Below are 21,385 nucleotides of genomic sequence, written 5' to 3' on the forward strand. Positions count from 1 at the left end.
CCCTCTTTGTTTCACTAACGAATTATTCACCATTTTTCACCTAAGAACCAAGCAGATAGTATTTAGATTGCGGCGGTGACGAATGACCATTGTCATTACCTATCCACAGGTCTTATGCTGTCCAAATGGGGACGGGACCCTTGTGATCCTGCCCCTCTTGATGAGATTCGCTGCCTTTGTTTTTGTCCGGCAAGATCCGAGAAAGCAGAGACAGACCGATTGGCCCCGCAGTATTTCGGGGCAGTTTAGCACCTGACTGAGGTTTCTCAGCAGGGATATAATCAGGGCAGGGCGCGGATATTCCCACCTGTCGGAGAAGAAACGCGATGACGCGCGCGAGAGAGAACAGCAGACAGGCAGGAGGGCCGGACAGATGTTCCGGGGCTAACCGCTGTACTGCATGGGCCAATCGCGCGCCACAAGACATCGCCCAGACAAGACACCACCACGATCGTTCACGTCCGCCCGGCAACGGGCCAGATGCGCGCGTGCGCGGCAGGTGCACCAAGGACACATGGCAAAGAAGATGCTTATTGATGCCACCCACGCGGAAGAGACCCGCGTCGTGGTGGTCGATGGAAACAAGGTTGAGGAATTTGACTTTGAATCCGAAAACAAACGCCAGCTTGCTGGCAATATCTACCTCGCAAAAGTAACCCGCGTCGAACCGTCGCTTCAGGCGGCTTTTGTGGACTATGGCGGCAACCGCCATGGGTTCCTCGCCTTTTCGGAAATCCATCCTGACTACTATCAGATTCCGGTCGCCGACCGGGAGGCGCTGATGGAAGAAGAACGCGCCTATGCCGAGGCACAGCGCGCTCGTGATGACGAAGAAGATGCCAAGCCTGCCAGACGGCAGTCGCGGTCGCGTCGTGGCCGGACCAAAGCTGCGGATGTAAAATCCGCTGATGTGGTCGAGACCAAGGACGTAAGCCCCGAGACCGCTGAAAACGGCGCTGATATCGCGGGTATGGAAACCATCGACCTGACCGATGAGGTCGCGGTTGCTGAGACCAAGCTGGCGGACGTCCCCGAGGCTGCTCAAACTGAGGCCGCTGCTGATGACGCGACCGCTGCTGAGCCGGTTGTGGAAGAGGCCGTCAAAGATGCCTCCGACACACCTGATGCGCAGGACGCATCTTCTGAAAGCGGTGAGGCTGAAGGCGCTGCAGATACGGCGACAACTGAGGCAGACGATGCCGCAGATGACGCAGACGCAGATGACAGCGCTGACAAGGACGCTGCCGCAGATGCCACGGCGAAGGATGAGAATATCGAATCCGTCGCCGATGAGGATGACAGCGAAGACATTCGCCCGGTACGCAAACCCCGTCCACGTCGCTATAAAATTCAGGAAGTGATCAAGGTTCGTCAGGTCCTGCTGGTTCAGGTCGTGAAAGAGGAACGCGGCAACAAAGGCGCTGCGCTCACAACCTATCTGTCTCTGGCAGGCCGCTACTGCGTGCTGATGCCCAACACCGCGCGCGGTGGTGGCATCTCCCGCAAGATCACCAATGCCGCCGACCGCAAAAAGCTGAAAGATATCGCGGTTGAACTGGACGTGCCGACTGGCGCCGGGCTCATTGTGCGGACCGCTGGTGCAAAGCGCACCAAATCCGAGATCAAGCGCGATTATGAATACCTGCAGCGCCTGTGGGAACAGATCCGCGAGCTGACGCTGAAATCCATCGCCCCTGCGAAGATCTATGAAGAAGGCGATCTGATCAAACGCTCGATCCGCGACCTTTACAGCCGCGAGATTGACGAGGTTCTGGTTGAGGGCGAGCGGGGTTACCGCATCGCCAAGGACTTCATGAAGATGATCATGCCGTCCCACGCCAAGAACGTGAAAAACTATCAGGATCAGCTGCCGCTGTTTGCGCGCTTCCAGGTCGAAAGCTATCTCGGCGCGATGTTCAACCCGACAGTGCAGCTGAAATCCGGCGGTTACATCGTGATCGGCGTGACCGAGGCGCTGGTGGCAATCGACGTGAACTCTGGTCGTGCCACCAAAGAAGGCTCGATTGAGGAAACAGCGCTCAAGACCAACCTGGAGGCCGCTGAAGAGGTGGCTCGCCAGCTGCGTCTGCGTGACCTTGCCGGTCTGATTGTTATCGACTTCATCGACATGGACGAGCGTAAGAACAACGCCGCCGTCGAAAAGCGGATGAAGGATAAGCTGAAGACCGACCGCGCCCGCATTCAGGTAGGCCGGATCTCCGGCTTTGGCCTGATGGAAATGTCGCGTCAGCGTCTGCGTCCCGGCATGATTGAGGCGACCACCGCCCCTTGTCCGCATTGCCATGGCACCGGTCTGATCCGGTCGGATGACTCGCTGGCATTGTCGATCCTGCGCCAGATCGAGGAAGAGGGCACCCGCCGTCGCTCCCGCGAGGTGCTGGTGCGCTGCCCGGTCAGCATTGCCAACTATCTGATGAACCAGAAACGCGAGCATATCGCCCAGATCGAAACCCGCTACGGTCTTTCCGTACGGATCGAAGGGGACCCGCATCTGGTCAGCCCGGATTTCTCGCTTGAGAAGTTCAAGACCGCGTCCCGTGTGGTGCCTGTTGCCACAGCGCCGGTGGTCTCCGTCGATACCTCGATCATGGATCAGGTTGATGCGGATGAGGCGATTGACGAGGCCGATGAGGCCGAGGTCGAAACCAATGAAACCGACGTCGCAGAAGTGCAGGCTGCAGGTGATGAGGGCGAGGGGGACAACAAACCCAAGCGCAAGCGTCGTCGTCGGCGGCGGCGGAAGTCCTCCGGTGCTGACGGGGATGACAGCAACAATGCCGCTCAGGGTGATGCGAACGCGGACGACCAGAAGGCTTCGGATGACGCCGCTGCGGACGACGCCGACGCCCAAGCTGAGCCTGCAGAGAGCTCCGACGCCAAGGAGGCCGAGGGCGACGGCGAGGTGAAGAAACGCACCCGCACCCGGACCCGCTCGCGCAGCCGCAAGAAGAAGACCGACGAGACAGTCGCAGCAGAGGCTGAGGCCCCGGCTGAGACAGACGCCAAAGCCGAGCCTGAGGGCCAAGCAATCGTGACAGAGGCCAAGGCCGAGGACAGCAATGCTGCTGAAGCCGAAGCCCCGGTTGCGAGCGCAGAGGCGCCAGTCGAGGGTGTTGAGGAACCGGTAGTGCTCAACGGTGATGCCGCCGCAGAGGTTCCCGCCGCTGCCGAAGCTGAGACAGCCGCCGCGACAGAGGAGGCCGCACCGGCCCAGATAGTGGCCGATGAGGCCACCGCTGAAGACGTTGTCGCGGATCAGGACACCCCTGCCGCTGAGGCAACAGCACCAGAGGCTGCAGACGCTCCGACGGAAGAGCCGGAGGCAGCCCCGGAACCGGCACTGGCCACAGCCGAAGCCGAACCGGCGAGCCCGCCCAAGCCGAAACGGCGCGGCTGGTGGTCGGTTGGCAGCTGATCGTAAAAGAGTGAAAAGGCGGGCATCTGGCCCGCCTTTTTCATGTCAGGATCCCGGATCGCTATGAGGACCGCCATGAACACCGACATGCAGGCAGAAACCACCAGGACAAAGACACTGCTGCGGGAGCTTCTAGCCGCAGAAACCGCCGTCTGGACCGCATTGCAACAGGGCGATATCGCGGCTGACCGGGCCGCATTGCATCCGCAGTTTCTGGGCGTCTATCCAAGCGGCTTTGCCGGGCGGGACGATCATACCGAGCAACTTGAACAGGGACCAACGGTGGCAGAGTTCAGCATCGCGGATGCGCGTGTCCTGCCACTTGGTCCCGAGACTGCACTGCTGGCGTATCGCGCCACCTACACCCGTCCGGGGCAGACAGAGGGGGAGGTCAAAGGCGCCGCAATGTATGTCAGTTCGATCTGGCAGCGTCAGGATGGCGGCTGGATCAATATCTTCAGTCAGGACACCGAAGCCCTGCCGGAAGGGGCGACAAACCCGCTCCCCTGATCTCAGCCACCCTTGCGGATCACATAGATCTGATGCTGCGGATTGTCGCGGATTTCCAACAGCTCATGGCCAGCCTCATGGCAGAAATGCGGGATGTCCACCACCGCAGCCGGGTCATCGGCATGCACCTCCAAAACCCTGCCAGAGGCCAATGGTTTCAGACGTTTACGTGCTTTCAGCACAGGCAGAGGACAGAGCAGCCCAAGGGCGTCGAGGATCTCGTTTTCGTTGGTCATGCCTTGCAGATAATCCGGTTGTTTCATCCTGTCCACAAGGTTGTGACCAGCTCCCCCCGTGACCTTTGTCAGAGGCTGGTCTAAGGATTGGGCATGTTTGGAATTGAAATCATCGACGCAGGGCTGATCCCTGCCATGCTGGTGGCGCTGACGGCTGGATTGGTCAGCTTTCTGTCGCCCTGTGTCCTGCCTATTGTGCCACCCTATCTGGCCTATATGAGCGGCGTTTCCATTGGAGAGATACAGGGAACGGCGCGGGCCAGACGCAAGGCCATTGTGGCCGCGCTGTTCTTCATCATGGGCTTGTCCACGGTGTTTCTGCTGCTGGGCTTCACCGCCTCGGCCTTTGGGGCGTTTGTGCTGCAGAATCAGGAGCTTTTTGCGCAGGTGTCCGGCGTTGTTGTGATTGTCTTCGGGCTGCATTTCCTTTCCGTGTTCCGTATCCCGCTGCTTGACCGTGAGGCGCGGATGGAAACCGATCAGTCCGGCGGCTCGGCGGTTGGGGCCTATATTCTTGGCCTGGCGTTTGCCTTTGGCTGGACCCCCTGCATCGGCCCTCAGCTTGGCGCGATCCTGTCGCTGGCCGCAACAGAGGCGTCTGTGACACGCGGGACATTGCTGCTTGGGATCTATGCGCTGGGGTTGGGCGTGCCCTTCCTCTTGGCAGCGATTTTCCTCACCCGCTCAATGGTGCTGATGAACCGGATCAAGCCTTACATGGGAGTGATCGAAAAATTCATGGGCGGGTTGCTGATTGTTGTCGGGTTCATGCTGGTCACCGGCCTGTTCTCTGAGTTCTCTTTCTGGTTGTTGGAGACTTTCCCGGCACTGGCGACCCTCGGCTGACCTGCGCGTATCGGGACGGCTTGTGAACCAAACCTATGCCCCGCTCGGCAGATAACCGGCGGGGCTTACGCTTTTGATGCAGCGCGGCTAAGCTGGGCAGACAACAACAGGCAAATCGGGCCGCGCAATCCGTGCAAGAGCAGACCATCCAGACATCCGCAGCCAGAAGGCCGCACCCGGATCCAAGCGCCGCGCCGCAGGATCCGCCGGTGCGGCGCCGCAAACTGTTCTATATTCCGGGCTACGATCCCATGCCGCCGCGTCGCTACCGGGAGCTGTACCGCAGCGAGGGGGCGACGCAGGCCGAGATTTCCGGCTATCAGCTGTCTCTGGTGCCGCGTCCCAAGACCGCCACGGAGACGGATAGCGCAGGCGGCTTTGGCTGGCAGGTCCACGCGCAGATTGAGGGGTATGAGGTCGACACCGATGTTGATGTGCTGGTCTGGTCCGACATCGTGCAGGACAGCATGGATCCATCCATTGCCGAGACCTATTGGCAGATGGTGCGCACTGCCTGGATCTATATCTCCACCGGAACGCTGCGGCGGCTGATGTGGCTGCGCAAGGGGCCGGTCATTGCTGCGCTATACCCGGTGGGAATGCTGTTGCTACAGGCGGTGCTGGCCTTCCTCCTGGCGCTGGTCATTGCGCGTCTGGGGCAGGGGGGTGTTACCCGGCTTGGGCTGAGCTCTCCCTTGGGAACTGGGCTGGCGGCGTTGCTGTTTTGGGCGGCTGGTCTGGTCGCGGCAGCAGCGCTGTTGCGCTGGTTCCGGCGGCAGGATGGTCGTCTCTTTGCCTATTATCTGATGCATGATTATGCCCATTCCGCAGCCCTGCGCGGCGCCTATGCACCCGAGCTGGAGCAGCGCATCGCCCAATTCGCAGGTGAGATCGCCGTGGCGCTCAGCGATCCCAACTATGATGAGGTGCTGGTGGTGGGGCATTCTTCCGGGGCGCATGTGGGTGTCAGCGTTCTGGCTGATGTGCAGCGCAGCGGGTTGGCGGCGCGCCATGCGGTGCTGGGATTTCTGAGCCTGGGGCAGGTGGTGCCGATGGTCTCCTTCCTGCCTGAGGCACATCGCCTGCGCCGTGATCTGCGCGACCTCTCCGGGCGGGGGGATATCTGCTGGGTCGATGTCACCGCACCGGGGGACGGCTGCGCCTTTGCGCTGTGTGATCCGGTCGCAGTCACGGGAGTTTCCCCACCGCAGAAACGCTGGCCGCTGGTCGTCTCGGCGGCCTTTACCCAAACCCTCAGCCCGGCACGATGGGCGGCGCTGCGCTGGCGCTTCTTCCGGCTGCATTTTCAATATCTCTGTGCTTTTGATCGGCCCGGAGACTACGATTATTTCCAGATCACGGCGGGGCCGCGCACATTGGAAAGCCGCTATCGCAACCGCAATCCATCGCGCTCACGCATTGATGTGACCGCGTCCAAATATACTTCGGTTGGTGGGTGATGGTTGATCTGCCGCAATCGGATGACCCTCCCAACAGCGCGCCTGTTGCGCCAGTCGTAGGCCCCGCGATCATACCGCCAAAGCCTGCGGCCCGCGCTGCCAGGGTTTCGCTCTGGCGCTATCTGCGTCTGTTTCGCGCGGATCTTCTGTCGGCGCAACCGGCCAAGCTTTATCGTGCCTGGATGGCAGAGTTTCGCACGCCTTTCTTTCGCTCTTTTCTGGTCAATCAACCGGATCTGGTTCGCACGGTTCTGAAAGACCGCCCGGAGGTGTTCCCGAAATCGAACCGCATTGGCGAGGGACTGCGCCCTCTGCTTGGGAATTCGGTCTTTCTCACCAATGGTGAGGTCTGGAAGCGGCAGCGCCGGATCATCGATCCCGCCTTTGAAGGGGGGCGGCTGCGTCAGATCTACCCAGCCATCCACGCCGCCGCTAAGGCCGCTGTTACCCGTCTCAGCGATCAGGTGCACCAGATCCCGGACGCGCCGATCGAGATCGAGGCTGAGACATCCCATGCGGCGGCGGATGTGATCTTCCGCACGCTGTTCTCGATCCCGATAGAGCATCATATGGCGCAGGAGGTCTTTCATCGCTTTCGGGCCTACCAGCAGGCGCAGCCTATCCTCAATCTCGCGGCCTTTGTGCCGCTGCCACGTTGGGTGCCCCGCTTTCACCGACCCGCCACACGACGCAATGCGGCCCGGATCCGGGGCCTGATCAGGGACCTTACGCAACAGCGCATGGAGGCCATCGCATCAGGCCATGCACCAGATGATCTGGCCACCAAGATCATGACCACGCAAGATCCCGAAACTGGCGAGCTGTTCACGACGGATGAGATGGTTGATCAGGTGGCGATCTTTTTTCTGGCCGGGCATGAGACCAGCGCGTCGGCACTGGCCTGGGCGCTCTATCTGGTGGCTCTGGCCCCCGAATGGCAGGATGAAATCGCAAAGGAGGCCGCCGGGTTGTCGCTGGACCAGTTTGCCGAAGCGGGCAGGTTGCGCATCAGTCGTGATGTCTTCCGCGAAGCGCTGCGCCTTTACCCACCGGTGCCGATGATGGTGCGCGAGGCCAGCTGCCCGCAGCAGTTTCGCGGTCGAACCCTTCCACAGGGCGCGCAGGTAGTGCTGAGCCCGTGGCACCTGCACCGTCACGAACGGCTCTGGGAAAACCCGGACGGGTTTGATCCGGGGCGATGGCAGACCGAGAATGGCAAGACTTGTCAGCGCGAGGCCTATATTCCGTTTTCGGCGGGGCCGCGTGTCTGTACCGGTGCTGGCTTCGCAATGATTGAAGGACCGTTGATCCTGTCGATGATCCTGCAGCGGTTTCGGGTGGAACCTGTTGCGGGCCAGGAGCCGATCCCGGTCGCGCATCTGACAGTTCGGTCACAAAACGGGATCTGGTTGCGGCTCATCCCGCGCTAGCCCAGAAAATTCAGATTTTCTGGGCAAATTTCTGAGCAGAAATTTGCATCACCGAATGATGCGCACCGGGTCCTGATTGCAGAAGATCACAACCTGTCCGGCATTTTCCACGGCGTGAAAACCGCGAGGGTTCAACTCTTGGCGAAAGCGCTCCCAGCCAAGCAGTCGTTCAATGTCCCGCTTCTGGCGACGCACCACACCACTTTTTGCAGCCGCTTGCGACTGGAACAGTTGCAGCAACCAGGCATCCGCGGTGAGGCAGGGCGGGGCAGGCCTCTTTCCACGATGCCAAACCGTGTCTAACGCGACCTTAAACGTCGCAGCACATGCAGACGAATGGCTGAGGCCAGACCACAGTCCACACCTCTGTTTTCATCGATTTCAGCAGCCAGATCATTAATGGCGCGATTGTCTTCTGCTGCGATCTCGCGGAAGGCCTGCCAGAACTCATCCTCCAGCGACACCGAGGTGCGGTGACCGCGCAGCGTAAGCGAGTGTTTCCGTGGGCGATTAGTCATGGTCGGTCTTGGGATCGTCGCGTTTTGTGCCATCCAGTCGCCGCACATCTTGCGCGTTGCGGGCCTTGTCCAGATCTTTCTCGGCCTTGGTCCGGCCATAGGTCACGGCGTTCTGGTCGGCGCGGGCCTTCTTCTCAGCCCGCGCCTTTTCCTTGCGATACCGGTTCAGATTGACCGGGCCTGAACCGGAACCAGCCATCAGTCTTTCGGGCCGATCATCTGCTCGGGGCGGACAACGGCGTCAAATGTCGCCTCATCCACAAACCCCAGCGCAATGGCCTCTTCCTTCAGGGTGGTGCCGTTCTTATGCGCAGTCTTGGCGACCTTGGTGGCATTGTCATAGCCAATCGTTGGCGCCAGCGCGGTGACGAGCATCAGCGACTCTTTCATCAGCTTGTCGATGCGCGGCTCATTGGCCTGGATGCCGTTCAGCATCCGCTCGGTGAAGCTGTCCGCCGCATCGCCCAGCAGCTGTATCGACTGCAGCAGGTTGTAGGACATCATCGGGTTGTAGACGTTCAGTTCGAAATGCCCTTGCGAGCCTGCGAATTTGATCGCGGCGTCATTGCCCATCACATGCGCGGCCACCTGGGTCAGCGCCTCTGCCTGGGTGGGGTTCACCTTGCCCGGCATGATCGACGATCCAGGCTCGTTCTCCGGCAGGATCAACTCGCCCAGACCAGAACGAGGACCGGAACCGAGGAAGCGGATGTCATTGGCGATCTTGTAGCAGCTGCCCGCAATGGTCGCGAGAGCACCCGACAGGAACACCATGGCGTCGTGGGCGGCCAGTGCCTCGAACTTGTTCGGGGCAGTGACAAAGGGCAGGCCGGTGATTTCGGCCATATTGGCAGCAACGGTTTCGCCCCAGCCTATTTGCGTGTTCAGACCGGTGCCAACCGCAGTGCCGCCCTGTGCCAGCTCATAGATGCCGGGCATCGCAGCCTCGACCCTCGCCAGACCCTGGCGGATCTGATGCGCGTAGCCGCCGAACTCCTGGCCCAGCGTCAGCGGGGTGGCGTCCTGCGTATGGGTGCGGCCGATTTTGATGATGTCCTTGAACGCCTCGGCTTTGGCTTCCAGCCCTTCGGCCAGCTTGGTCAGGCCCGGCACCAGCACATCCCGCACCATCATCGCTGTGGCGATATGCATGGCGGTGGGGAAGGTGTCGTTGGAGGACTGACCCATATTGCAGTGATCGTTCGGGTGCACCGGGTCCTTGGAGCCGATCACGCCGCCGAGGATCTCAATCGCGCGGTTGGCGATCACCTCGTTGGAGTTCATGTTGGACTGGGTGCCGGACCCGGTCTGCCAGACCACCAGCGGGAAGTTGTCGTCAAACTTGCCCTCGATCACCTCGCCGGCGGCCTGAATAACCGCATCGCCGATCTGGGCGTCCAGCTTGCCCGAGGCCTTGTTGGCCATGGCGCAGGCCTGTTTGATCACCCCCAGCGCGCGCACGATGGCGACGGGCTGTTTTTCCCAACCGATGGGGAAGTTCATGATCGACCGCTGGGTCTGGGCGCCCCAGTATTTGTTGGCGGGGACTTCAAGCGGACCGAAGCTGTCGGTTTCGGTGCGGGTATCGGACATAAGTCTCTCTCCGTCTGATGATGACTAAATGTATGCGTCGGTATGCCGTCTACCCCGGGCCGGGTCACGAGGCAATTGCGCAGTTTCGCGCAGCATAGCCATTCCGAACCCAAGGTATAGGGGCCATTGCAGGATGAGTTATTGCGCCACGTCAGAAGACCGCTAGATTAAGCGCAGATACACCCGCGACAGACAACAATCCAAAGGATCTGCCCGTGCCGACATATCAAGCCAAACTGCTACAGCAGGCCGCGACAAGGGGCAGGCATCAGCGCACTGCGCGAGACAGGACGCTGTCTCTGACGCGGCTGCAGTTGGAGGTTCAGGCGGGGTTTCTGGCGCTGTTGATGATCATCGTGCTGGCGGGGCAGGCGATGGCGGCGGATGTGCGCCCGTTCTTCGGGCGCTATCAGGGGTCGCTGGTGGTGCCCAACCCCGATGGCAGCACGGAACAGCGCGATGCGACTGTTCGGATCGGTCCCCTCGCCAGCAGTGATGATGGTTTTTTTGTTCAATGGACCACCACCTCCTTAAAGAAGGACGGGCGCCGCAAGACCAAATCCTACAACGTGGAGTTTCAGCCAACCGAACGGGCTGATATTTTCGCCGCCGCGATGAAGCGGAATGTCTTCGGGCATACTGTGCAGCTCGATCCGATGAAGGGAGAGCCTTACGTCTGGGGGCGGATTATCGGGGACACGCTGACGGTGTTTTCGATGTTTATCGGCCCCAACGGCGACTATGAAATGCAGCAGTATGATCGCACATTGGCGGAGGGTGGACTGGACCTCGTCTATTCCTCGCACCGCAATGGCTTCCCGCGCAAGGAGCTGAAGACCTTTCTTGAGCGCCAGTAAAGCTTTGATTGAAAGCCTGTAAACATATTTATTAACAGAATCTTAAGAGTCGATCCTCACGTTGGAGGCGCTCTCGCACCAGTAACTCACCGGGCTGGGCATATCGTGTTAGGCGTAAGCGTGCAGTGACAGAGAATTCACTTACGGCAGCCGATACTTCTGACCCGTCACTCTGGATGTAAAAAATGCGCCGCATGAGATATGCAGCGCATCTATCTGAGGGGGGGCTGGCGCATACCGCCTAGCTATGCCGGACAGTCCGTTATTTGCGGAAGCTGTCGAGTGAAACGACATCAGCCGGTTTTTTGTCCGCCGGATCTTCGTCCACCTCAATCTCGATATCATCGTCGAGTTCGGCGACCATCTCCTCAACCTCTTCGTCATCCTCGGGGGATTCAAAGCGCAGACCAAATTCCACAGACGGATCCACAAAGGTCTTGATCGCATCATAAGGAATATAAAGCGGCTCCGGCGCGTCTCCGAAATTCAGTGTGATGGCAAACCCGTCTTCGCCAACATCCAGATTGTCGAACCAATGCTGCATGACCACGGTCATCTCGCCGGGGTAACGGTCCGACAGCCAATCCGCCAGTTCCGCATCCGGGTGCGAGGTGTCAAAGGTGATGAAGAAATGGTGGTTGCCGGGCAGCCCGTGCTCCGCCACCCCATCCAGAACAGAACGGATCAGGCCACGCATGGCCGAATGCATCAGATTTCCATAGTCAATTTCGCGGGACATTCCGATACCCTTAAGTCTCTTTGAGTTCAGAATACGGATTTCTGCCGGAAACTAAAGGGCCGCTCGTTAGGGATTCGTAAATAATTTCTGACACTAGCGGGATAACACGTGGCGTTTACGCTGCGATTGCGCGGCTTAGATGATCTTCGCCATCGCAATGCCAAGCCCGGCCATAATCGGCAAAATCAGAGCCAGCCGACCACCGCATGCCAAGGCCACAACCGGCGCTGCCAATACCAGCAGCGCGGCAGAGACATCAAGGCTGGCCATGACCGGCTGCATCAGCGATATCGCAGGCAGCTCCAGCGTGACAGTCTCGCGAAACAGCACATGCAGCAGAAACCAGACCGAAAGATTAAGGATCACACCAACCACGACGGCGGTAATCGCCCGCAGTGCAGCCCCCAGCCGGGGATGGCTGGCAATCCGCTCTACATGTGGTGCCGCGAGAAATATCCAGAGAAAGCACGGCATAAACGTCGCCCAAAGCGCCACCAGCCCAGCCGCCAGCGCCATCCATGTACCAGAGGCCAGCGCGCCAGCCAGCATTGCCACAAATTGCGTCACCAGGATCAGCGGGCCCGGTGTCGTCTCCGCCAGTCCCAAAGCATCAATCATCTGACCGGTTTCGATCCACTGGTACTGCGCGACCACGGTCTGCGACATATAGGCCAGCACCGCATAAGCCCCGCCAAAGGTCACTACGGCCAGCTTTGCAAAAAACCAGCCGATATCCGCCAGCAGTTGCGGACCAAACATGCTCAGCGCGCCGAGGGGCAGGAGCCACAAGCCACCCCAGAGCAAGAGCGTCACCCAGACAGGCCCTGCGGCCGCGGGTGGCAGTGCTGCAGGCTCATTCTCAGTTGACTTCACACGCAGACTGCCGAGGAGCGCAGCGGTCAGCAGCACCAGCGGGAACGGCAGAGCAAAGAGAAACAACGCCAGAAAGCCAAACGCGGCCAATGCCAGATCTGTCACCCCATGCAGCGCCTTCTTGCCCAGTCGCTGGAGGGCCTGCAAAACGATGGCAACAACCGCGGCCTTGATGCCCAGGAATCCGGCTTGCACAAGAGGTTGCGTGCCAAAGTTCATGTATAGAAAAACCAGTGCCGCAATCACCAGCGCCCCCGGCAGCACAAACAACAGCCCGGCCAGAACGCCACCCGGCGCTCCGCGCAATCGCCAACCTGCATAGGTGGCCAATTGCATCGCTTCCGGCCCCGGCAGCATCATGCAAAACGACAGTGCGCGCAGAAATCCGGCCTCGCTGAGCCAGGGGCGGTCCTCGACCAGTTCCTTATGCATCAGCGCAATCTGGGCCGCCGGCCCGCCGAAGGACATCAGCCCGATCCGCCCGAAGACCCGGATCAGATCGGCCATGGCGATTGCATGGGCTTGGGGCTGTACTTTGGGGTCAGGAGAGATATCGGTCATCGGCGCACCATTGGCTGGACGCAGACCTTGTATCACCAACCGCGCAGTGCGCCAGTGCCGACAGCGGCCAATCAGAGCAGTGCAAATGGTTTTACAAAAATGTCATCTGGCGGTGGGGGGCTTATGGCCGTTGTCCATCCAGGTCAGGCGCTCTCCGGTCATGCAAATGGGCAAGCAATCGGGTGGTAGCTGCCCCAACTGTTCGAACATGGTCATGTAGTCAAAGTTCGATTGGAATTCACGGATCTTACCATCCTGCATTCGTACGATTAGCTGACCAGAGTAGTCCAACACATGATCCGGCGTGTTACCAGACCCGCGCACCCGCATCCGCAGAGCGGCAAAATCACCGTCGTTCAATGCATGGGTCAGGGTCACATCAAGGTCGTGAATAATATTGCCCAGAGTATTCACGATTTCGCGGTAGTCTGCTGCAATCGCGACCGCTCCGTGCAGTGGGCCGTTTACCTCCAGCTCAGGGTGTAACATGGGTTCAATCCTGTCGAGGTTTCGGTCAACCCAGACATCATGGAACCATTGAAAGACCCGATCGCTATTCTTCATGATGAGTTCGACATATCCTCAATATGGGCCAACAGGCTCCTGATATCAGTGTCAGGTCTTTAGGGCTCTCTCTTTCATGCTGCGCCTGATTCCAAGTGTAGGACTGCAGATGCGCAAGTGGCTTGAGGCTCAGACTGAACCACAAATATGAACAACAATTCAATGAAAATCCTAACATGGCTCTTGGGGGTCGAGTGTCGACATACGATCCGAAATGACATTGCGCTGACACCAAAGTAAGTGAATGCCCCGGCCATACGTCTGCGGGTAGATATCTCTTCTTGGCGGGCGCGTCAGTCGTCTATGTCCCAATACCGTGTAAGCACCGCTCCGGGACCCGGCGGGCGTTGACACCATCAGGCTGAGGCGTTCGATATTCGGTCCAGACGGTGCAAAATGACGATTTGGTACGTCCCGCGCGGCTTCTAGGTCGCGGTATATGGCTGCGATGGGCGATCCATTGGCCATGAACATTCAAACCGACACCCACCGCAATCTTGCTGAGGCTTTGACCCCGCTTTCGGCCGTCACGGTCTCAGAGGCTCAACCGAGTTTAGAGGAACGGCAAGAGCACGGCCCCTCTTGGACACTTCGGATTTTCCTATTGCTCGGTCTGTTGGCAGCCGGCGGCGCGGTTTTGTGGCGCAGCGACCTGCCAACCTTGGCCGCATTGCGCAATTGGGGGGAGGGGCTGTTGGACCCGGCGTCCCAATCAGTTGCAACAGATGTGTCGATCGTACCAACGCCTGTTTCAGATGCAACGACCCGCATCCAGCCCGCACCTGTGGCGATGCCGACGGCGGAAATAACCGGATCAGGATATGTACTGGTACAGGACTACGCATCGGTCTTTGCAAAATACGAGGGTACAATAACAGATCTTCTCGTCGCTTTGGGTGACCCGGTTACACGCGGACAACCGCTGGCCGCAGTCAGCGATCCGGGCGCGCAATATGCCCTGAAGTCGGCATTGATTGATCAGTCACTGGCGCAGCTGCGACTAGAAACCAAACGCATTGAGGTGGATCAGTCCGAGCGCGATTATGACCGGCTGACATCCCTCCTTGCCAAAGACGCTGTATCAGAACGCGTGACGCAGGACGCCGCCACAGCGTTAAGCCTCGCTAAAACCGCGTTGAGACAGGCAGAACAGGACATACATCTAGCTAATCTCAAGGTCGAGATTGCGCAGGAACACGTGGATGAACTGACGATACGCGCGCCGGTTTCTGGGACCATTACCCAGCTTAACGCCCGTATCGGCAATAGCGTTCTGGCCCGTGTCGATACCATTCGCGACACCGACTACCTCATGGTGATCACCGACATCGCCTCCATGTATCTCGATGCGGAAGTCGCTGAGACCAATGTCTCGCGGCTGCGGGTCGGTCTGACGGGCGAGGCCGTGCTTGATGGCTTCCCTGACCAGCCATTTGAGGTTCGCGTTGTTGGCATCTCGCCCGTTGTCTCCGCTGAGAGAGGCACGATTTCGCTGCGCCTGGAACTGGACGGTCCACCTGACGGCATCCGCCCAAACATGGCCGCCCGCATTCGTATCACCCTGAGTGATACCTGATTATCCTCTCTTATAAGGAGTACCTTTATGTCCGCGTCCCAGAAAACACCCTTTATTCAGCTGGATGCTGTCTCAAAGGGATTTACCTTCAGCAAAGAGAAGATACAGATCTTTTCTGATCTTACCCTTGGCATCGACGCAGGGGAATTCGTGGCAGTGATGGGGCCATCAGGATCCGGTAAGTCAACAATGCTCAATCTTCTCAGCGGGATTGATGCCCCCGACACGGGAAGCGTGCGGATTGGGAATTCAAAACTGGAACAATTGGGCGAGGCTAAGAAATCCAACTGGCGCGCCCATAATGTTGGTATTGTCTTTCAGTTCTACAACCTTCTTCCGACGTTGAATGTGGCCGAGAACATTGAACTGCCTCTGTTGCTCAAGCCGATTGGCCGGGCAGAACGCCGGGCGCGGGTTGAGAAAATAATTGACCTCGTTGGTCTGTCCGGGCGTGGTAAGCAACTTCCCTCAAGCATGTCAGGTGGTCAGCAACAGCGCGTCGGCATTGCCCGCGCTATTGTCAGCGATCCGCCGCTTCTACTCTGCGACGAACCAACCGGCGATCTTGACCGGGCCTCGGCGGATGAGGTGCTGGAAGTTCTGGGGTTTCTCAATCGCGAATTGAAGAAAACCATCGTCATGGTCACCCATGATCCCGAAGCGGCGACCCATGCAAGCCGCACCCTGCATCTGAACAAGGGGCAGTTCGTCGAAAGACAAGAGGCTGCCGCATGACTTTTCTGACACTGGCGAGGCGCAATGCCTGGCGCAAACCGATGCGGACGCTGCTGCTGATGTTCTGCATCGCGGTTGCCTTTCTTATCTACGGTCTGACGGCCAGCTTCCTGTCTGGCACGCAAGGATCGGCAGCGGCCAATGACGATGTGCTGGGCGTGATGAATAAATCAGGTCGGGGCCAGACCCTGCCAATTGCGCATCTGCGCCGGATCGCAGCGTTGGACGGCGTTGCAGAGGTCGCTTATATGTCCCGCCTGCGGGGGTTTAGTGAGGTCGAGCGCAATGTTGTGGTTGCCAATGCGGTGGCCGTAGATGATTTTGCTCGGATAAACGGTGACAGCCTCGCGCTGACCTCGGATCTTTTGGCCGCGCTCAAACAGGGCAGGGATCGCGTGTTGGTCGGCCGGGCCTTGGCAGATGCACAAGGATGGCGCCCGGGACAGCGGATTGAGATCACCTCATTCAACATTATGCAGCAGGGCGGAAACCGGAACTGGCGGTTCGAAGTCGGCGGTATTTTCGAAGGCAAAACGCCAAGCACCGATACATATTTCATGCTTGCGAACTATGACTACGTGAATGCACTGCGCAGCCGCGATGTGGATACGGTAGACGGATTTGTCGTCCAACCGGTGCCCGGGGTGACGGCTAGCGTTCTGGCGTCCCAGATCGATGCATTGTTCGCTAATACGGGCACACCGACACGCACCCAATCGGAAAAACAATTCCTCGAAGCCTTCCTGCGCCAGTTCGCCGATGTTGAGTTGATCGTCTCGCTGGTTGTGGGGGCGGCATTCGTGACCATCCTGATGATCGTCATCAACACAATGCTGTTCGCGGTTCGTGAACGGACATTTGAGATCGGAGTGCTCAAGACCTTGGGCTTCAATAACCGCTTTATCGTGGTTCTTATTCTCTGTGAAACCCTGCTCATTTTTCTGGTTGGCGGGGCAGTCGGGATTGCTTTGACCAAAGTCGCAACACAGCTCACAGGCCCTGCGCTTGGTCTGGTTTTGACAGGTCCAGTCGTGATCAAATCGTTGGTAATCACAGTGTTGCTGGGCGTTCTGACCGGATGTCTGCCTGCAGCGCTCGCGATGCGCACAACAGTCTCCAACGCTTTCAGAACGAGATAAGCTATGTATTTGCATATGAAACAAATCGTCGTGATGGTCTCTGCCAATCTTCGCAGCCTGCCCAAACGACTGTGGATTTCGATGTCCATGGTGCTTTCCGTGGCATTGGTGGTGGCGGTGTTGACTGGGTTCCTCGCCATGGCAAAGGGTTTTGAAACTGCGCTCGCCGGAAATGGGTCTGCTGAGATTGCGGTGATCCTTGGCGGTGGCACCAATCAGGAAACCAGCTCTGACATTCCATCCGGGGTGATCCGTAGCCTGCAAGCAACCTCAGCTGATCTAGGTCTCCAACGCGATGAAACCGGCGCCGTGATTTTCTCGCGCGAGATCGTCGTTCCGGTTGAAATCCAATCGGTCGCCGACGGGTCTCTTCAGACGTTGGCGCTGCGTGGTATGGATCTTGCGGGGATCACGCTGCGAGAGAATGCAGCTGTCGCTGTTGGCCGCAACTTTGTTCCTGGTACACGGGAAATTGTTGTAGGTCGGGATCTTGCTGCGCGCGCTGGCGTCTTTGGGATCGGTCAAAGCGTTCGGTTGGGAGCCGTCGACTGGCAGGTCGTTGGCCATTTTGAAACCGGTGGCGGTGCAATGGAATCTGAAATCTGGGGTGGGCTAGAGGCCGTGCAATCTGCGTTTGATCAGATGGGGCAGGTGCAGATCCTGCGAACTGCCCTTGCAGGTCCCAATGGTTTGGAAACTTTGCAGTCTGCGTTGCCTGCTCTGTCGCAAACGCCGTTGGCAGCCGTGACCGAGGTGCAATTGCTGTCCGCACAATCGGCGCGGACCTCGACGCTGATCCGCATGTTCGGCTGGCCGCTGGCAATCCTGATGTCGATTGGGGCCACGGTTGGCGCGATTAACACGATGATGACCTCAGTCGCCAATCGGTCGATGGAGATCGCCACGGTGCGCACGCTCGGCTTTTCGCGTTTGTCCGCGTTTACCGGAACCTGGGTTGAGGCGGTGGTCCTATCTGCTTTCGGGGCCGTATTGGGCGCGGCGGCATCATGGCTGGTGTTCAACGGTTGGCAGGCCAGCACGGTTGGCCCAAATAATACAACCACTGCGTTTCAACTTGAGGTCACCATCAGCGTTCTTCGCGATGGGGCATTGCTGGGGATCGCCATCGGCATGATTGGTGGCGCCTTGCCTGCGCTTGCCGCGACACGGGTGAAACTGGCCACGGCCCTTCGTTCCGCAGGTTAACCTTTCGACATTCCTAACCTGACTGACTATGCCGACCCTTGCTATGCGGGGGTCGGTTTTTCGTTTTGAGGTCCCCGGATATTGCCGTTTCTGTGGGCTGGCTGATCACCGTCGCACTCCTTCCCCCACAATCACCGCTGGGGAGTAGCCGCTGCAGTGCCACATATCCTGCGATCCGTCGTGTAAACCGTCCGAGTAATACGCCGTTGTTGGTGGACATTGGTTGGGTCTGGAACAGTTCGGCCAATGCAATACTGGCCGGATTTGCGAGTTCCACGGTGGCTGCAGTCGCACAACTGCGTTGTTAGATGATTCTCTTAAGACTGATTGCCGAATATCTGATCTGGCCGATTCTCGGTCGAAACGTGGGTCTCGGTATTTACCCCATAAATGCACAACCTCAGATTGATTGAGGTCAGTATTAACTGCTCTGAAAAAAGTCGGTCCTTCACCAACGTCGGCACGGGGGACTTCAGATCGCACGCTTCAGCAGCGACTGCGGCTTTCAGGCTGCCGTAGGGGAAGGAAAAGGTTCGAATATACGTTTCCAAGGGTACACTATCGTGAAAAAGGTCGTTCCCAGGTTGCGCGGAATTCACAGAGTACAACGTGAAATCGCTGAGCAAATCCTGTTTTCGACAGGGCTGGTCAGCAAAAAGGACCCGCCATGCTGTCTCTCGACCACATTCATTTTGCACCTGACGAAATCACGCGTGTTCCGCTGTGCGATCTTGGACCCAGCCATGGGCTGAGTGCTGGCGCCGTGAAGATGTACCAACGCTTTTTCGAACTTGAGAGCGTCGGGCTGCAGGGGGATGATCTGAACGGAATGCTGGGCGCAGCGCTTGATGGCGTGCTGGCAACCAACGCGCAGCTTGTAACGCAGAGCGGCACCCTTTTTTATTGCCGCACCCAGACCCATCATGGGTTTGCGGATCAGGACTGGCTTCGTTGCCTCGCCGATGATCATGGTCTTGCCAGTTGGGAGGTCAATTCACTGACGATGACCAGCTGCGCTTCTGCGCTTGCGGCGATGCGGTTTATCCAGGCGATTGAGGATGATCACCCTGTCATTATCCTGACAGGTGAAAAGGCGTTTCATTATAATGTGGCGCGTTTGCCCGTGGGTCTATTGGCCGAGCTGCCGACGGCCGCGTTGTTCAACGCGGGTCCAGATAAACGATCCGGAAAATGGACTGTACTAAACACCAGCGTGCGGCACATGCCGCGTTTCTTTCAGAACCCTGATGCGATGGCGGCAGATGACCGGCGTGCGCTACAGGACGAGTATCTGAGCGGATTGATTGGCTTTGTCGAGGACAGCCTGAATAATTTCGGGGACGTCCTCAGCGATGATTTCCGGGTTTTGCCGCATAATCTCAACCTGCCGGTCACGCGCGCTCTGCTGCGCCATTTCGAATGGGAGCCGAGGTGCTTTCAAGGCGATATTCAACGCCTCGGTCACGGTTATTGCTCTGACATTTTTGTCAATCTGACCGACTACGAGATTTCACACCCCAACCAAATTTCCCCCGGCACCCAGGTGTTCGTACTGGCTGCCGGGACAGGCGTGACCTTTGCGACCTGTCTGCTGGAGCGAACGGACTTCACTTAAAAGAGGTATGGAAAATTGACAGCGATGATTTTCAAGGCAATCGAAACTGCGCTCTCCGAGGTCACGGAACGCCAGGTTACCGGTCTCACACCGGAGACTGAACTGGACAGGGCGTTCGATCTGGATTCCTACATGTTTGTTCAGTTTCTGCTGGCGCTTGAGGACCAGATCGACGGTTTGCAGTTTGACCCTGATGCCATTGGGCAGCAAGAGTTCAACCACGCAGCATCCCTGGTCAGCCACATCGAAGACCGTATTGGTGCGCGGCAGGTCGAACATGTTTGATCTGGACACATCAGACAGCTTGCCGACACTGATGGCTTTGGCGCGAAGGGCTGCGCCAAAGGAGTCGTTGGCAGAGCTGGGTCGGATGCTGTCGGGACAGCCAGCCTATCCGGCGTGTAATGGGATGGCGCTGCATGCGTCAGATTTTGGCACATCTGATGTTGCGATGATCCTCGACCTGAGTGATCTGGGCAAAAGGCCGACGCTCACAGCGCGGATCGAGGAGGTCGGCCTCGCGGCCTTCGACCTTCAATTATCACAAAGCGATGCTGGTACACCCAAGGTTGCTGATGTCCAAAATCCAGCTTTCGTAGCCCTTCGGTTGGGTTGGCTGATGCGCAGTCTTGATCTCGCCTTCGGCCATCTGGAGGGGCGCGAGAGTTTTGGTATCAAGCTGTTACATCAGCCGCTGATTAAGGCGCAATTCTCTGAAATCAGCGCTGCGGTGGATCGTCTCATGGGAGAGATCCAACTGCCGGGCGCGCCGACAACAACGATGATGCTGTCCGCGCACCGCGACATCGGTGTTTTGTTTGGCAAGGCGGCCAAGCTGATGGGCGGGCGCGGGCTGCTGGAGGGGCAATGCCACGGGCTGGAGTTCCTTGACGCGGTCTTTTTCGCCCTGATCCGACCTGCATTTGACGGGGTTTCTGATGATCGGGAACGGGGCTGATCATGACGGGTACTAGTCACTATTTATTTGATTTTAATGGGATGAATTTGGTGTCCCAGGGCCGTGTCCAAACACCTCTATCCGGTCCCTCGCCATGTCAGATCTCGCTCGATCAGACATGCAGGGGCCACGCCGCATCCAATCGCGCGTCTGCGCCGGGACTTGGCCCGAACAGCCGCGTGCCGCTGGTCTACCTGCACCGCGACTACCACACGGACGAGCGCTCGCCTAAATTGCTCGATATCCTGAATGACCTGCAGCACAGCGGTCCGGTGCATGCATTGCGTATCAGCAGTGTGGCCACCGCCAGCTCAGCGCGCGGGTTTGTGCAGGCGCTGCTGGAACTGTTTCCCACCATCGTTGTGCTTGAAGACGTGGCACAAAGCCCAGAATTTTGGGACAGCCGGTTCTATGTGCTCTCAGCAGAGTGCTGCACCGATATGCCCATGACGGACCAATGCGCAGGCGCTGCGCCCCTGTCCGTCCGTTTTTCCGACCTTGGCGACCATTCCCCCTCAGTGCGGAGCTAGCAC

At 58.6% G+C, this 21,385-nt stretch carries 22 protein-coding genes; 14 read left to right on the forward strand and 8 right to left on the reverse strand.

Translation table 11 applies throughout. From position 1 onward, the window contains the following. Positions 1-514: 514 nt before the first annotated feature. Both J4721_RS04305 and J4721_RS04310 read left to right on the forward strand, forming a co-directional pair. Positions 515-3,436, forward strand: a complete 2,922-nt coding sequence (locus J4721_RS04305; protein WP_211002161.1) for a ribonuclease E/G — start codon at positions 515-517, stop codon at positions 3,434-3,436. 75 nt (positions 3,437-3,511) lie between these two features. Beyond that, a complete protein-coding gene (locus J4721_RS04310) occupies positions 3,512-3,946 on the forward strand; it encodes a nuclear transport factor 2 family protein (protein WP_014874466.1) in 435 nt (144 codons plus the stop codon). Positions 3,947-3,948: 2 nt separating this feature from the next. Here the strand turns inward: J4721_RS04310 and J4721_RS04315 are convergent, their stop codons facing one another. After that, entirely contained in the window at positions 3,949-4,209 is a 261-nt protein-coding gene (locus J4721_RS04315; RefSeq protein ID WP_247655852.1) for a sulfurtransferase TusA family protein, read from the reverse strand. Positions 4,210-4,275: 66 nt separating this feature from the next. Between J4721_RS04315 and J4721_RS04320 the strand changes: the two genes are divergently transcribed. From J4721_RS04320 to J4721_RS04330, 3 genes are all read left to right on the forward strand, one after another. Next, positions 4,276-5,028 carry a cytochrome c biogenesis CcdA family protein gene (locus J4721_RS04320; protein ID WP_014874467.1) on the forward strand — a complete coding sequence of 251 codons (753 nt, stop codon included), beginning with the start codon at positions 4,276-4,278 and terminating at the stop codon, positions 5,026-5,028. A gap of 209 nt (positions 5,029-5,237) precedes the next feature. Continuing rightward, positions 5,238-6,488, forward strand: a complete 1,251-nt coding sequence (locus J4721_RS04325; RefSeq protein WP_211002292.1) for a hypothetical protein — start codon at positions 5,238-5,240, stop codon at positions 6,486-6,488. Further along, positions 6,488-7,918 carry a cytochrome P450 gene (locus J4721_RS04330; RefSeq protein ID WP_247655854.1) on the forward strand — a complete coding sequence of 477 codons (1,431 nt, stop codon included), beginning with the start codon at positions 6,488-6,490 and terminating at the stop codon, positions 7,916-7,918. The genes J4721_RS04325 and J4721_RS04330 overlap by 1 nt, the downstream gene beginning before the upstream one ends. 48 nt (positions 7,919-7,966) lie before the next feature. Here the strand turns inward: J4721_RS04330 and J4721_RS04335 are convergent, their stop codons facing one another. The 4 genes from J4721_RS04335 to fumC are packed head-to-tail and all read right to left on the reverse strand — an operon-like array spanning position 7,967 to position 10,029. After that, on the reverse strand, positions 7,967-8,158 hold the full coding sequence (locus J4721_RS04335) for an N-(5'-phosphoribosyl)anthranilate isomerase (protein WP_102874412.1): 192 nt from the start codon (positions 8,156-8,158) through the stop codon (positions 7,967-7,969). A gap of 59 nt (positions 8,159-8,217) precedes the next feature. Beyond that, entirely contained in the window at positions 8,218-8,436 is a 219-nt protein-coding gene (locus J4721_RS04340) for a ribbon-helix-helix domain-containing protein (RefSeq protein WP_014879837.1), read from the reverse strand. Further along, positions 8,429-8,635, reverse strand: a complete 207-nt coding sequence (locus J4721_RS04345; RefSeq protein WP_102874411.1) for a DUF4169 family protein — start codon at positions 8,633-8,635, stop codon at positions 8,429-8,431. The genes J4721_RS04340 and J4721_RS04345 overlap by 8 nt, the downstream gene beginning before the upstream one ends. Then, the gene (gene fumC, locus J4721_RS04350; RefSeq protein ID WP_211002162.1) at positions 8,635-10,029 is read right to left on the reverse strand and encodes a class II fumarate hydratase; all 1,395 of its coding nucleotides are present in this window, start codon (positions 10,027-10,029) and stop codon (positions 8,635-8,637) included. Before fumC ends, J4721_RS04345 begins: the two co-directional genes overlap by 1 nt. A gap of 215 nt (positions 10,030-10,244) precedes the next feature. Between fumC and J4721_RS04355 the strand changes: the two genes are divergently transcribed. Beyond that, positions 10,245-10,886, forward strand: coding sequence for a hypothetical protein (locus J4721_RS04355; protein WP_211002163.1), 642 nt, complete (start codon positions 10,245-10,247; stop codon positions 10,884-10,886). Between the two features lie 262 nt (positions 10,887-11,148). Here J4721_RS04355 and J4721_RS04360 read toward each other — a convergent pair whose 3' ends face one another. The 3 genes from J4721_RS04360 to J4721_RS04370 form a co-directional block, all read right to left on the reverse strand. Beyond that, positions 11,149-11,625 (reverse strand): SspB family protein, encoded by a 477-nt coding sequence (locus J4721_RS04360; protein ID WP_014874473.1) that lies wholly within the window; start codon positions 11,623-11,625, stop codon positions 11,149-11,151. 135 nt (positions 11,626-11,760) lie between these two features. After that, a complete protein-coding gene (chrA, locus tag J4721_RS04365) occupies positions 11,761-13,059 on the reverse strand; it encodes a chromate efflux transporter (protein ID WP_211002164.1) in 1,299 nt (432 codons plus the stop codon). A gap of 102 nt (positions 13,060-13,161) precedes the next feature. Then, complete coding sequence (locus tag J4721_RS04370; RefSeq protein WP_247656730.1) at positions 13,162-13,623, reverse strand: ester cyclase; 462 nt, start codon at positions 13,621-13,623, stop codon at positions 13,162-13,164. Positions 13,624-14,089: 466 nt separating this feature from the next. Here J4721_RS04370 and J4721_RS04375 point away from each other — a divergent pair, with 466 nt between their 5' ends. From J4721_RS04375 to J4721_RS04410, 8 genes are all read left to right on the forward strand, one after another. Continuing rightward, positions 14,090-15,199, forward strand: coding sequence for an efflux RND transporter periplasmic adaptor subunit (locus tag J4721_RS04375; protein ID WP_247655855.1), 1,110 nt, complete (start codon positions 14,090-14,092; stop codon positions 15,197-15,199). A gap of 27 nt (positions 15,200-15,226) precedes the next feature. Continuing rightward, on the forward strand, positions 15,227-15,934 hold the full coding sequence (locus J4721_RS04380) for an ABC transporter ATP-binding protein (protein ID WP_014874477.1): 708 nt from the start codon (positions 15,227-15,229) through the stop codon (positions 15,932-15,934). Next, positions 15,931-17,073, forward strand: a complete 1,143-nt coding sequence (locus J4721_RS04385; RefSeq protein WP_014879844.1) for an ABC transporter permease — start codon at positions 15,931-15,933, stop codon at positions 17,071-17,073. The genes J4721_RS04380 and J4721_RS04385 overlap by 4 nt, the downstream gene beginning before the upstream one ends. Before the next feature lie 15 nt (positions 17,074-17,088). Further along, a complete protein-coding gene (locus J4721_RS04390) occupies positions 17,089-18,279 on the forward strand; it encodes an ABC transporter permease (protein WP_247655857.1) in 1,191 nt (396 codons plus the stop codon). 667 nt (positions 18,280-18,946) lie between these two features. Beyond that, positions 18,947-19,894 carry a 3-oxoacyl-[acyl-carrier-protein] synthase III C-terminal domain-containing protein gene (locus J4721_RS04395; protein ID WP_102883358.1) on the forward strand — a complete coding sequence of 316 codons (948 nt, stop codon included), beginning with the start codon at positions 18,947-18,949 and terminating at the stop codon, positions 19,892-19,894. 24 nt (positions 19,895-19,918) lie between these two features. Continuing rightward, complete coding sequence (locus tag J4721_RS04400) at positions 19,919-20,179, forward strand: phosphopantetheine-binding protein (RefSeq protein ID WP_102883359.1); 261 nt, start codon at positions 19,919-19,921, stop codon at positions 20,177-20,179. Continuing rightward, a complete protein-coding gene (locus tag J4721_RS04405; RefSeq protein WP_102883360.1) occupies positions 20,172-20,852 on the forward strand; it encodes a hypothetical protein in 681 nt (226 codons plus the stop codon). Before J4721_RS04400 ends, J4721_RS04405 begins: the two co-directional genes overlap by 8 nt. A 179-nt stretch (positions 20,853-21,031) precedes the next feature. Next, complete coding sequence (locus J4721_RS04410) at positions 21,032-21,382, forward strand: hypothetical protein (RefSeq protein WP_247655860.1); 351 nt, start codon at positions 21,032-21,034, stop codon at positions 21,380-21,382. Positions 21,383-21,385 lie beyond the last annotated feature (3 nt).

Source organism: Phaeobacter sp. HS011 (assembly GCF_018101215.1).
In the GTDB taxonomy this organism is placed as follows: Bacteria; Pseudomonadota; Alphaproteobacteria; order Rhodobacterales; family Rhodobacteraceae; genus Phaeobacter; species Phaeobacter inhibens.

What these genes read in the sequence shown, in the direction of transcription:
- J4721_RS04305 (WP_211002161.1), top strand. Translation starts at nt 515, where the DNA reads ATGGCAAAGAAGATGCTTATTGATGCCACCCACGCGGAAGAGACCCGC.
- J4721_RS04310 (WP_014874466.1), top strand. Translation starts at nt 3,512, where the DNA reads ATGAACACCGACATGCAGGCAGAAACCACCAGGACAAAGACACTGCTG.
- J4721_RS04315 (WP_247655852.1), bottom strand. Translation starts at nt 4,209, where the DNA reads ATGAAACAACCGGATTATCTGCAAGGCATGACCAACGAAAACGAGATC.
- J4721_RS04320 (WP_014874467.1), top strand. Translation starts at nt 4,276, where the DNA reads ATGTTTGGAATTGAAATCATCGACGCAGGGCTGATCCCTGCCATGCTG.
- J4721_RS04330 (WP_247655854.1), top strand. Translation starts at nt 6,488, where the DNA reads ATGGTTGATCTGCCGCAATCGGATGACCCTCCCAACAGCGCGCCTGTT.
- J4721_RS04340 (WP_014879837.1), bottom strand. Translation starts at nt 8,436, where the DNA reads ATGACTAATCGCCCACGGAAACACTCGCTTACGCTGCGCGGTCACCGC.
- J4721_RS04345 (WP_102874411.1), bottom strand. Translation starts at nt 8,635, where the DNA reads ATGGCTGGTTCCGGTTCAGGCCCGGTCAATCTGAACCGGTATCGCAAG.
- fumC (WP_211002162.1), bottom strand. Translation starts at nt 10,029, where the DNA reads ATGTCCGATACCCGCACCGAAACCGACAGCTTCGGTCCGCTTGAAGTC.
- J4721_RS04360 (WP_014874473.1), bottom strand. Translation starts at nt 11,625, where the DNA reads ATGTCCCGCGAAATTGACTATGGAAATCTGATGCATTCGGCCATGCGT.
- chrA (WP_211002164.1), bottom strand. Translation starts at nt 13,059, where the DNA reads ATGACCGATATCTCTCCTGACCCCAAAGTACAGCCCCAAGCCCATGCA.
- J4721_RS04370 (WP_247656730.1), bottom strand. Translation starts at nt 13,623, where the DNA reads ATGAAGAATAGCGATCGGGTCTTTCAATGGTTCCATGATGTCTGGGTT.
- J4721_RS04375 (WP_247655855.1), top strand. Translation starts at nt 14,090, where the DNA reads ATGAACATTCAAACCGACACCCACCGCAATCTTGCTGAGGCTTTGACC.
- J4721_RS04380 (WP_014874477.1), top strand. Translation starts at nt 15,227, where the DNA reads ATGTCCGCGTCCCAGAAAACACCCTTTATTCAGCTGGATGCTGTCTCA.
- J4721_RS04385 (WP_014879844.1), top strand. Translation starts at nt 15,931, where the DNA reads ATGACTTTTCTGACACTGGCGAGGCGCAATGCCTGGCGCAAACCGATG.
- J4721_RS04390 (WP_247655857.1), top strand. Translation starts at nt 17,089, where the DNA reads ATGAAACAAATCGTCGTGATGGTCTCTGCCAATCTTCGCAGCCTGCCC.
- J4721_RS04395 (WP_102883358.1), top strand. Translation starts at nt 18,947, where the DNA reads ATGCTGTCTCTCGACCACATTCATTTTGCACCTGACGAAATCACGCGT.
- J4721_RS04400 (WP_102883359.1), top strand. Translation starts at nt 19,919, where the DNA reads ATGATTTTCAAGGCAATCGAAACTGCGCTCTCCGAGGTCACGGAACGC.
- J4721_RS04405 (WP_102883360.1), top strand. Translation starts at nt 20,172, where the DNA reads ATGTTTGATCTGGACACATCAGACAGCTTGCCGACACTGATGGCTTTG.